Here is an 11,164-nt window from a genome sequence, read left to right as displayed (position 1 = left end):
GTTGCCGGAGGCGATTTCCCCGGCGGCGGTGTTGATGGCGGTGGAGGCGTCCTGGATGCGGCTGACGATGTCGGTCAGCTGGGCGACGGTGGCGTTGGCGTCGTCGCGCATGCGGGCGAACACGCCGTGGAAGTCGCCGTCCATGCGGGTGGTCAGGTCGCCGCGGGCGATGGCCTGGAGCAGCTGGGAGACCTGGGCCAGGTTGCCGTCGGTGGTTTCCATCAGCTGGTTCAGGCCGGCGACCATGTCGCGGAAGTCATGCTGGTAGCGGTCCACGTCGCCGCGCTGGCTGAAGTCGCCGGCGGCCGCCGCGCTGGCCAGTCGCTTGATTTCGACGTTGATGGCCGACAGGCTCGCCTTGGTGGCGTCCATGGTCTCGGTCAGGGTGGCCTTCTCGCCGGGCAGGCGGTCCATGTCCGGGCTCAGGTCGCCGATCGCGTAGCGCTGCATGATCCGCTGCGCGCTGCCGATCGCTTCCAGGTGCGAGGCGACCAGGGCATTGGTGTCGCGGACCATGCGGCCGTACTCGCCCGGGAACGCGCCGTCGTCCATGCGATAGCTGATCGCGCCTTCCTCGTGGCGCTGCGCCATCTCCGACTGCGCGGCGATGACCGATTGCACCTGGTGCTGCATGCGCTGCATCGCGGTCAGCAGCTCGCCGACCTCGTCCTTGCGCGAGGTGTCGATGGTGCCGTCCAGTTTGCCGCGCGAGACATCGTTGGCCACGCGCACCGCTTCGCCGACCGCGCGGGCGATGGCGCGGGCGAAGAACCAGGCCAGGACCAGGCCGCCGACGATGCCGGCCAGCAGCATGATCAGGACCATCGAACTGGAGGCGGTGTAGGTCGCGGCCGAATCCTTGGCGGTTACCGCGGTCTGGCGATTCACTTCCTTCAGCAGCGCATCCAGCGACGCGGCCGCCTTGGCGTGCGCGTCCCAGGTGCCGCCGATGAAGGTGTCGATGGCGTCGTCGTGCAGATCCAGTTCCAGCATCTCGTTGACGTCCTGGTAGGACTTGTACGCCTTGCCCCAGTCGGCCACGAACGCCTCGTACGCCTTGCGCTCGGCGGCGGTGGAGATCAGCGGCTTGTAGGTGGCGATGGCCTTGTCGATGTCGGCGTGGATCCGCACGGCGCGGGTGCGGGCATCGTTCTTCACCGTGTCGCTGGCGCGGACCAGGGTGGTGAAGGTGGTGGCGCGGTACTCGCCGAGCAGGCCGCGCAGGGCGCCGGCGGTGCCCACGCTGGGCAGCGTGTTGTCGGCCATCTCGCGGGTCACCCCGTTGAGCGACTTCAGGCCGACGAAGGAGACGATGCCCTGCACCAGCATCAGCGCGAGGACGATGCCGAACGCCAGCATCATCTTCTGGGTCAGGCGGAGGTTCTGGATCCACTGCATGAAAGGTTTCCTCGGTCCGGGGCGGACGACGTCGCGGGCGGAGTGGCTGGCGGGAGGCAAAGGGAAAACCGGCGGGCCCGATGGCGGACCGCCGGGGAACGTCAGCGCATCGACGCCAGCTTCAGGTTGCTCGGCGAGGTGACCACGATCTCGGCGCGCGAGCTGTCGCGCTGGATGCTGCCGATCACGCAGATGTCCTTGCCTTCCAGGCTTTCCGGCGCGGGCTTGAACTTGCCGCGGTCGGCGCCGGGAATGCGCGCGGTGAAGGTGTGGCGCGGGAAGTCGCCGCCCATGTACAGGAAGGTCGGCGTGCCTTCGGAGTTTTCGGCGAAGCGGGCCTTGCCCACCTTGCCGCAGACGATGCCGTCGCGGCCGGCGAAACGCACGGCCTTGTCGGCGGGGATGGCGTCGGTGATCTGGGACTGGCCGCTGGCGCGCTCGGCCGGCAGCAGCAGGGCGGCGCCCGCGATGGCGGCCGACAGGGTGACGAGGGTGGCGATCTTCATGGGTACTCTCCGGGAAGGGATCAGGTACTGGCGCGCAAGGCGTCTCGAAGGCACTCATCGGCCCTGTTGCGGTGAACTTGAGGAACGCGGAAAGCTGACGCCGCCTGTTCGCGGAGGCCGTCACACTTTTTCGCATCAGGCCGGCGTGACCGGCTCCGTCGCCGCGACCAGGGTGGTCAGGACCCAGCCACCGTTGAAGCAGACTTCGATGCCCTGGAACCGGCGGCCATCCAGGGTCGCCACGGAGAAGATCCGGCGCGGCGCGCGGCGGCGTTGCTGCTGCACGTCCTGCAGCCAGGTTTCGGCATCCACTTCCAGCGCCACGCCCTGCCGCAGGCGATGCGCGTGGCGGATGATGTCCGGAAAGCGCATCACGCCCGGTGGAATGCCGTGCAGGCGGATGTAGGCGTCATTCGCCATCACCAGGTGATCGTCCGGGTTGTACATCGCCACCGGGTTGTCGGCGATGTCGATGCCCTGCAGCAGCTGCGACAGCACCGCCGGCTCGCGCGGCGACAGCGCCGGGCGCAGCGGCGCCTGCGGCGCGGGGCCTTCCGGGACGAAGCTGGCGACGCTGCGCTCGGCGATGCGATCGCGGCCGTCGTACTTGGCCCGGTACAGGGCCAGGTCGGCCTGGCGGATCCAGGCTTCCGGGCTGTCGATGTCCGCGCCGAGTTCGGCGACGCCGAAGCTGGCGGTGATGGTGCGATGGCGCGAGAGCGGCACCTCGTGCAGGCGCCGGTGCAGGCGGCGCACGACTTCCATCGCTTCCGGCAACGGCGTGAGCGGCAGCAGGATGCCGAACTCCTCGCCGCCGTAGCGGCCGGGCACGTCGATGTCGCGGACATGCGTCCGCAGCAGGTCGGCGAAGCGGCGGATCACCGAGTCGCCCTCGGCGTGGCCGTACAGATCGTTGATCTGCTTGAAGTGATCCAGATCGGCCATGATCAGCGTCGCCGCCTGGCCGGTGCGCCGGCAGCGGGCGAACTCGGCACGCACGGTGTCTTCCCAGTGGGTGCGGTTGAACAGCCCCGACAGGCCGTCGTGCCAGCCGCGCAGCTCCAGCTCGTTGCGGCGATGGTGCAGGCCCTGGGTGACGTCGAAACCGATGTGGATCAGGCCCAGGGGCGCGACCCAGGCCAGCGGCAGGCTGGCCAGGAACGACAGCCAGTCCAGGCCGGGTTGCCAGTGCAGCCCGTAGAACGGAATGCCCACCAGCACGCCTGCGGCCAGCGCCAGCAAATTGCCGATCAGCAGGCGCGGTCCCCCGCCGAACATCGCGGCGAAGCAGGTGACCGCGACCAGCGCCGTGCTGATCGGAAGATTGAAGGCGATCAGCGGCAGGCCCATGCCCGCGAGCAGGCCGTCGATCAGGACGTGCTGCATCTCGGCGCGGTTGGGATTGCGCGCGCGGCGATAGCGCCAGCGCGCCAGGTGCGGCCAGCCCAGACCGAACGCCACGGTGGTCAGCCAGTGCTCCAGCGGCACCTGCAGGGCCCACATCGCCGGCGCCATCGCGAGCACCGCCAAGGCGGTGGCGATGGCGTGCAGCAGGTACAGCCGGTGCGGGTAGATCAGGTGCGGTGTCAGGGAGTACGCCGCCGGCAACCGCTGCGCCGGCGGCGTTCGCGGGGCGGCGCTCATGGCGTGGGCGTGGCGCCGTCCCCGGACACCGGCATCGATACGTAGTCGTTGTTGCCCAGCCAGTGTTCCAGCGCCGGCGCCGGCAGCGGGGCGGAGAACAGGTAGCCCTGCAGGACCGGGAAGCCCTGTTCGGCCAGGAACGCGTGCTGCGCGCCGGTTTCCACGCCCTCGGCCACCACCTTCATGCTCAGGCTCTCGCCGATGCGCAGCACCGATGTGGTGAGCGTGCGGGCGATCGCGCTGCTGTCGATGTCGCGGACGAAGCTCTGGTCCAGCTTAAGTTCGTAGATGGGCAGGCGATGCAGGTGGCTGAGACTGGAATAGCCGGTGCCGAAGTCATCCAGCGACAGGCGCACGCCCATGACATAGATGGCCTCGATGTTCTCCAGCACGTCCGGATTGGGATCCAGCATCACGCTCTCGGTGATTTCCAGGATCAGGTCGTCCGGCTGCAGGTCGTGGGTGTCCAGGCAACTGGCGATCTGCAGGGACAGGTCCGGATCGCGGAAGTTGATCGCCGAGACGTTCACCGCCACCCGTGGCACCGGGATGCCGCGGCGACGCCAGTCGGCGACCTGCGCGCAGGCGTGTTCGAGCACCCACAGGCTGAGGTCGGCGATCAGGCCGCATTCCTCGGCCACCGGCACGAAGCGCGACGGCGGCACGATGCCCAGTTCCGGGTGTTCCCAGCGCAGCAGCGCCTCCACGCCGTACAGGGCGCGTTCGCTGCCGCCGCTGATTTGTGGCTGGTAGTGCAGGCTGAACTGGTTGGCGACCAGCGCCTCGCGCATCGCGGTTTCCAGCGAGACGCGTTCCTGCGCGACCCGGTTCATGTCGCCGCTGAAGAAGCGCACGCTGCCGCCGCCGTCGGACTTGGCGCGGTACATCGCCATGTCCGCATGGCGCAGCAGCAGGTCGATGTCGCGACCGTCGTCGGGATAGATCGCCACGCCGATGCTGGCGCTGGGGTGCAGGGTCATGACCCCGGCGGTGGCTGGCCGCGCGATCGCGCCGAGCAGGCGTTCGGCGACGCTGGCCGCCTGCTCGGTGGAGCATTGCGGCAGCACCGCGACGAATTCGTCGCCGGCCTGGCGGCCGATCAGGTTGGGGCCGGGCAGTTCCTCGGCCAGGCGCGCGGCGATGTCGCGCAGCAGGCCGTCGCCGGCGGCGTGTCCCTGGGCCTCGTTGACCCGCTTGAAGCGGTCCACGTCGATGAACAGGACCGCCGCCTGGCTGTTCAACTGGGCCGAGTTCGCCAGCACCTGTTCGGCCTTGGCGCTGAACATGATGCGATTCGGCAGCCCGGTGAGGGTGTCGTAGAACGCCAGCTGGTGGACCCGTTCGTTGGTCTGCTCGCGTTCCATCGCCAGCGCGCACAGGTGCAGGCAGGTATCGGCGATGCGCCGATGCAGGTCGTTGGGCTCGCCGCGTTCGCGGTAGTAGAAGCACAGCGTGCCGAGCACGCGGCCGCTGCTGGACTTGATCGGGCTGGAGAAGCAGGCGTGCAGGCCGTGGGCCAGCAGCAGGTCGCGGAACGAGGCCATCAGCGGATCGGTGGCCACGTCGGGCACGTGCACCGGGCGGCCACGCCAGGCGGCGGTGCCGCAGGCGCCCACGCGCGGGCCGATCGCCAGGCCGTCGGTCGCGCTCACCAGCGCCGGGGGCAGGCTGGGCGCGGCCAGTGGACGCAGGCGGCCATCGCCATCCACGGCCAGCACGGACACCGCGACCTCCGGGACGATGCGCTCGACTTCGCGGCACATCAGGGTCATCACCTCGGTCACCGGCTGCTCGCGGACCATCGCGTCCAGCACCTTGTGGTGCAGGACCTGGTGGGCCTTGGTCTGGGTGATGTCGGTCAGCACGCTGACCAGGCCGATGGTGCGGCCGTCGTCGTCCAGCACCGGATTGATCGCGGCCGAGACCCACAACGGTCGCCCGGCCTTGGTGTACAGCAGCACTTCGGTCTGCATGCCCTCCGACTGGGCCAGCGAACGCTCGATGAGATCGCCCAGCTGCGGTTCGGTATGGGGGCCGGACAACACTTCGCTGGGCTTGTGGCTGCGCAGGTCTTCCAGCTCGTAGCCGAGCATGCGGGTGAAACCGCTGTTGACGTACAGCACCTGCCGGTTGGGGGCGCTGACGAAGATGGCGTTGTCGCTGCGGTCCACCACCAGCGACAGCTGGCGCATGCGCTCGCGCTGCAAGCGCACGTCGGTGAAGTCGCGCAGGACGGCGGTGTGGTAACGGCGCTGGCCGATGTCGACCGGCGACATCGTCAACGACGCGGTCACCCGTCGGCCGTCGCCGCGTTCCAGCATCACTTCACGGTGCCCACCCACCCAATGGGTCGCGCAGGCATGCCCCGGGAGGTCCGCGCCGCCCTCGACCGGGCAGGGCAGGAAATGATGCAGCGGGCTGCCCACGGCGCGTTCGCGCGGCAGGCCCCAGAGTTTCTCGGCCGCGGCGTTGAACAGCAGGATGTGGCTGTGCTCGTCGAGCACGAGCACGGCGTCGTTCGATTGCTCCAGGGTCTGGAACAGCAGATCGAAGGTGGCATCGAGCGGCACGGGGACGGACACGTTGACCTTCATGCCCGGTCACCGCATGAGGATCCCCGGACCGCGGCGGCGGCATGGCGGGAACGGCAGCGGTGGGGAGGAAAGTCGGGGCTCATGCGCCGTCCGTTTGTTCCAGACGGGATCAGATATCGGCCAAGGACGCGTCCGCTTGAGGCCGCCGTGCCCGCGGCAGGGGGAAATGGCACGGCGGCGGTGCGCATGGTCGGAATCCGGTCCTGTTCAGAAGGTCTGCCATTCCGCGTCCGCCAGGGCGGGCGCGGGCTCGCGGCGGAGCGGCGCGGGCTTGCGACCGAAGGCGGGCGCGGTGCTTTTCGCGACGGAACCCTGGGCGCGGGAAGCCCGCGTCGGGGCCGGCGCTGCTGCGGCCTGGGTGTCGATGACGAACACCGACACCGCTTCGGCCAGGCCCTGCGCCTGCTGCTCCATGCTGCGCGCGGCGGCGGAGGCCTCCTCGACCAATGCGGCGTTCTGCTGGGTGGTCTCGTCCATCTGGGTGATGGTCTGGTTGACCTGCTCGATGCCGGCGGACTGCTCCTGCGAGGCGGCGGCGATTTCGGCCATGATGTCGGTGACCCGCTGCACCGAGGCGACGATTTCACCCATGGTCGCGCCGGCCTGGTTGACCAGGTTCGAGCCGGTGGCGACCTGGTCCACCGAGGCTTCGATGAGCCCCTTGATTTCCTTGGCGGCGTTGGCCGAACGCTGGGCCAGGGTGCGGACCTCGGAGGCGACCACGGCAAAGCCGCGGCCCTGCTCGCCGGCCCGGGCCGCTTCCACCGCGGCATTGAGCGCCAGGATGTTGGTCTGGAAGGCGATGCCGTCGATGACGGCGATGATTTCGGCAATCTTGCGCGAGGCCGCTTCGATGTCGCGCATGGTGGTGACGACCTGGCCGACGACGTTGCCGCCTTGCGAGGCCACCGAAGCGGCGCCGATGGCGAGCTGGTTGGCCTGGCGGGCGGAGTCGGCGTTCTGGCGGACGGTGGAGGTGAGCTCTTCCATGGAGGCGGCGGTTTCCTCCAGGTTGGCGGCCTGCTGTTCGGTGCGGCGGGACAGGTCGGCGTTGCCGGAGGCGATTTCCCCGGCGGCGGTGTTGATGGCGGTGGAGGCGTCCTGGATGCGGCTGACGATGTCGGTCAGCTGGGCGACGGTGGCGTTGGCGTCGTCGCGCATGCGGGCGAACACGCCACTCAGCGCGGCGCTGCCGTCGCCGTCCATGCGCACGGTCAGATCACCGCGCGACAATGCCGACAACAGCGCAGACACCTGCGCCAGGCTGCCGGCATTGGTGTCCAACAGGCGGTTCAGCTGTTCGGCCAGTTGCAGGAAGAAGCCGCGCTTGCCGGTGGTGTCCACGCGCTGCGACAGATCGCCGGCGATGGCGGCGCCGATGATGCCGGCGATCTCCTCTTCCACCCGTACCTCGGGCGTGCGATCGCGCCACTCCACCACATAGCCCAGCGGCTTGCCCTGGTCGTCGCTGACCCGCGAGATTTCCTGTCCGAACCAGGCGTCGCCCAGCCGGATCTGGCCGCGATGGGTGGCCTGCATCCGTTCCAGGTAGCTCGCGATCCGCTGCGGGTCGGCATGGAAGACATCGATGTTGCTGCCAATCAGGCGATCCGGTTCGAACCGGGGCAGGGCACGCTGGATGTCGCCGGCATAGGAGGCCAGCAGGTCGGTCACCGCGCGGTTGGCGTAGATGATCTCGCGCTCCGGCGAGGCGATCATCACGCTGGTGCCGGCGTTGTCCAGCGCGGTGCGGATGCGCAGGTTCTCGTCGGCGATGCGGCGTTCCTGCGCGGTGCGTTCGCGCAACTGGCCGACCATGTCGGCCAGGGCGGCGTTCATCTGGCCGATTTCGTCGCCGGACGCGGCGGCGATGCGCACGTCCAGATTGCCGCCGGCCACGGCCTGGATGGCGCGCACCGCGCCGGCCATCGGGCTCAGCACCGACCGGGCGATCAGCCAGCACAGGACCAGCGCCGCCAGCAGCACCAGCGCGCCGGCCAGGATCAGCACCCGGGCGAAACTCCAGGCGCGTGCGGCGATGTCGTCGACGTATTCGCCGGAACCGACCACCCAGCCCCAGGGGCGGTAGAGCGCCACGTAGGAGATCTTTTCGACCGGCTCGTCCACCCCGGGCTTGGCCCAGGTGTAGTCCAGGAAGCCGCCACCGGCGGGGCCGCGCGCGAGCTTGACCATTTCGACGAAGATGCGCTTGCCGTCCGCGCTGGTCTGGTCGCCGAGGAATTTGCCGTTCAACGCGGTCTGGTGCGGATGCATCAGCATCGTCGGCGCCTGATCGTTGATCCACAGGTAGTCGCTGCCCCCCGGGCTGCGCAGCGCCGCCACCGCGGCCAGCGCCTGGCGCTTGGCGGTGGCTTCGTCCAGCGCGCCCTCCCGTGCCAGGGCCTGGTAGCGGCCGATGATGCCGAGCGCGGCGCCCACCCGGGTCTGCAGTTGCTGGCGCTCGTTCTGCAGCAGTTCGGTGTGGTTGCGGCGCGCGGTCACGGTGCACAGGGCGACGACACCGATGGCCAGCACGGCCAGCATCAGGAGGAACTTGCCGCGCAGGGAGAGATCACTGAAACGCGGGCGGGATGTTGCGGACGTCATGGGGTACTTCCGGTCACTTTCTGGCAGAGGGGCGCGACGGCCCGATAGTGCTATCGGCGTGAATCGCGCTGGCGTTGAATCATCCTTGGTCGTAGGGGAATGCCTGACAGGGGCCGCGCGGGGCGTGCGCGGGCGCAAGGGAAGCCTGGGCTCCCCCTGCGCGGGTCGTCATGCGGCGGAACCGTCGCGCGAAGCGGCCTCAGGCCGCTTCGGCCTCGGCGTGATCAATCAGATCGGCGCTGTCGATCAGGGTCTCGATGTCCAGCAGGATCAGCATGCGGTCATCGACCGTGCCGATGCCGGAAATGAAACGGGTGTCGACGCTGGCGCCGAACTCGGGGGTCGGGCGGATCTGGTCGGCGTCCAGCGGGATCACGTCGGACACGCTGTCGACCACGATGCCGACGACCCGGTCCTCGACGTTGAGCACGATCATCACGGTGAAGGCGTCGTAGCGCGCTTCCTTCAGGCGCAGCTTCAGGCGCAGGTCGATGACCGGGACGATGGTGCCGCGCAGGTTGATGACGCCCTTGATGTATTCGGGGGCGTCGGGCAACCGGGTGACGGCGTCATAACCACGGATCTCCTGGACCTTCAGGATGTCCACGCCGTACTGTTCCTCGCCCAGCGCAAAGCTGAGGAACTCCGCGGCCGTGGTCTTGTTGTCGCTCATCGCAATGCTCCTGTGCATTCTGGCGGGGACGCGGAGGCGCCCTTACTCCGCTACTCATCGGCCGGGATGGCCGGGACTTTAGCCCGGGCGGGTGGAACTGCGACGGGCGCCGCAGGCACGCGGCCGGTCAGCCGATTCCGCGCTCGCGGGCGCTGCGCTGCCGCTCCATGCGGAAGATGTAGCGCTGGATCTGGGCGTCGCCGCCGCGCGGCAGGTCGGTGAACTGGCAGCCCGCCCGCCAGATTTCCCGGCCGTTGGGGCGGGACTGGCGGAACAGGTTCTTGACCATCAGGCGCACCTGCAACGGCTCGCCGTCGGGCAGCAGCAGCCGGCAGTCGGCGTACTCCCGGTAGGGACGAAAATCCGGTCGCTCCGGCGGGACTTCCACCGCGACCCCGCCGCCGCTGATGTCGAGGACCCGCATTTCCACCCATTGCGGCGCTTCCTCGCCGACCGCGAACGGGACAAGGCAGCGCACGGGATACGACACCGGCACCTGCAGGCGGTAGAACTCGCGTCGCTGCAGGCGCAGCACGCGTTCCGGAAACGGCGCGCGGAACGCGGTCTGGCCGTCCACGCGCAGGCGCTCGCAATCGGCCAGGGGGAACTGCACATGCACCCGATCCAGTTGCGACACGCACACGATCTGGGTGGCTTCCTCGACCGCGCGGTTGATGGTCTCGCTGATGCTGCCGTCGAACAGCAGGCTGCCTTCATCGGCGGCGAGCTCGATGAGCGCGGTGGGAAAGACGTGCCCGCGCGGAACCAGGTGCGCGCTGATCAGGGCGCGGCGATCGATCAGCGCCTGCAGCACCTGGCGAATGTCGCGCGGATGCCGCAGCAGGTACTTCTCTTCTTCGTCGTACCGCACGGGTTCCTGGGTGGCGGCCTCGATCTGGTCGGACATACGGGTCTTGTGGAAGCGGAATGCGGCCGGACCCTGGTGGGGAGCAGGGCATCTGTCAGATATATCGAACCCCGTCACGGATTCTTTAGAGGAGTAGAGAGCGACGGTGACGGGATTGCTGTCGTACGGAAGCGCAAATCCCCCCCGGTCCCCCTTGTTCGAAGGGGGAGGCGATGGCGGGTCGTCCGCGCGGGGATGGCTCCCTTTGAAACAGTCCCGTTTGCAGCGCTTCCCAACCGCCGAATGGCAGGTCAATGGGGGCGGGGGCCCGTCGACGGGTGCCGGGGGATTGGCTATTCGGGAAAGCAAATCCCCCTCGGTCCCCCTTCTTCGAAGGGGGAGGTAATCGCTTCCCGGCTCAGAATTCCTGCCAGTCGCCGTCGGCCAGGGCCGGTTCGGGCTTGCGGCGGACCGGCGCGACGGGTTTGCGTGGCGCGGGGCGTGCGGGGGTCCGCACGACGGGCGTCGACGCGGCGACCACGGGCGCCGGCATCCGCGCGGCGGGAGCGTGGCCGTCGATGACGAACACGTCCACCGCTTCGCTGAGCAGGCGCGCCTGGTCTTCCATGCTGCGGGCGGCGGCGGAAGCCTCCTCGACCAATGCGGCGTTCTGCTGGGTGGTCTCGTCCATCTGGGTGATGGTCTGGTTGACCTGCTCGATGCCGGCGGACTGCTCCTGCGAGGCGGCGGCGATTTCGGCCATGATGTCGGTGACCCGCTGCACCGAGGCGACGATTTCACCCATGGTGGCGCCGGCCTGGTTGACCAGCGCCGAGCCGGTGGCGACCTGGTCCACCGAGGCTTCGATGAGGCCTTTGATTTCCTTGGCCGCGTT

Annotated in this window: 8 protein-coding genes and 1 pseudogene; all 9 read right to left on the bottom strand. The window is 69.0% G+C overall.

Features of this window, described 5'->3' with window-relative positions; all coding sequences use genetic code 11:
• Window positions 1-1,398: MCP four helix bundle domain-containing protein (locus tag AC3DE2_RS20055; protein WP_488427542.1), on the bottom strand; the 1,398-nt coding region annotated here is incomplete at its 3' end.
• 101 nt (window positions 1,399-1,499) lie between these two features.
• The gene (locus AC3DE2_RS20050) at window positions 1,500-1,904 is read right to left on the bottom strand and encodes a hypothetical protein (RefSeq protein ID WP_295376611.1); all 405 of its coding nucleotides are present in this window, start codon (window positions 1,902-1,904) and stop codon (window positions 1,500-1,502) included.
• A 135-nt stretch (window positions 1,905-2,039) separates the two neighbouring features.
• Window positions 2,040-3,548: a diguanylate cyclase gene (locus AC3DE2_RS20045; RefSeq protein WP_488427541.1), complete on the bottom strand. Its 1,509-nt coding sequence runs from the start codon at window positions 3,546-3,548 to the stop codon at window positions 2,040-2,042.
• The gene (locus tag AC3DE2_RS20040; protein WP_295376614.1) at window positions 3,545-6,142 is read right to left on the bottom strand and encodes an EAL domain-containing protein; all 2,598 of its coding nucleotides are present in this window, start codon (window positions 6,140-6,142) and stop codon (window positions 3,545-3,547) included. Before AC3DE2_RS20040 ends, AC3DE2_RS20045 begins: the two co-directional genes overlap by 4 nt.
• Window positions 6,143-6,349: 207 nt before the next feature.
• Window positions 6,350-8,071, bottom strand: coding sequence for a methyl-accepting chemotaxis protein (locus AC3DE2_RS20035; RefSeq protein WP_488427543.1), 1,722 nt, complete (start codon window positions 8,069-8,071; stop codon window positions 6,350-6,352).
• Window positions 8,072-8,164: 93 nt separating this feature from the next.
• A pseudogene (locus AC3DE2_RS20030) lies at window positions 8,165-8,686 on the bottom strand (cache domain-containing protein); the annotation flags it as partial.
• A gap of 262 nt (window positions 8,687-8,948) precedes the next feature.
• Window positions 8,949-9,422 (bottom strand): chemotaxis protein CheW, encoded by a 474-nt coding sequence (locus AC3DE2_RS20025; protein ID WP_295376605.1) that lies wholly within the window; start codon window positions 9,420-9,422, stop codon window positions 8,949-8,951.
• A 127-nt stretch (window positions 9,423-9,549) separates the two neighbouring features.
• Window positions 9,550-10,329, bottom strand: a complete 780-nt coding sequence (locus tag AC3DE2_RS20020; protein WP_295376606.1) for a flagellar brake protein — start codon at window positions 10,327-10,329, stop codon at window positions 9,550-9,552.
• 358 nt (window positions 10,330-10,687) lie between these two features.
• Window positions 10,688-11,164: methyl-accepting chemotaxis protein (locus tag AC3DE2_RS20015; RefSeq protein ID WP_488427540.1), on the bottom strand; the 477-nt coding region annotated here is incomplete at its 5' end.

It is taken from the genome of Pseudoxanthomonas sp. 68-E7, from assembly GCF_057773145.1.
Note: the sequence above shows the minus strand (reverse complement) of the source record. Positions and strands in the feature narration are given on the sequence as shown.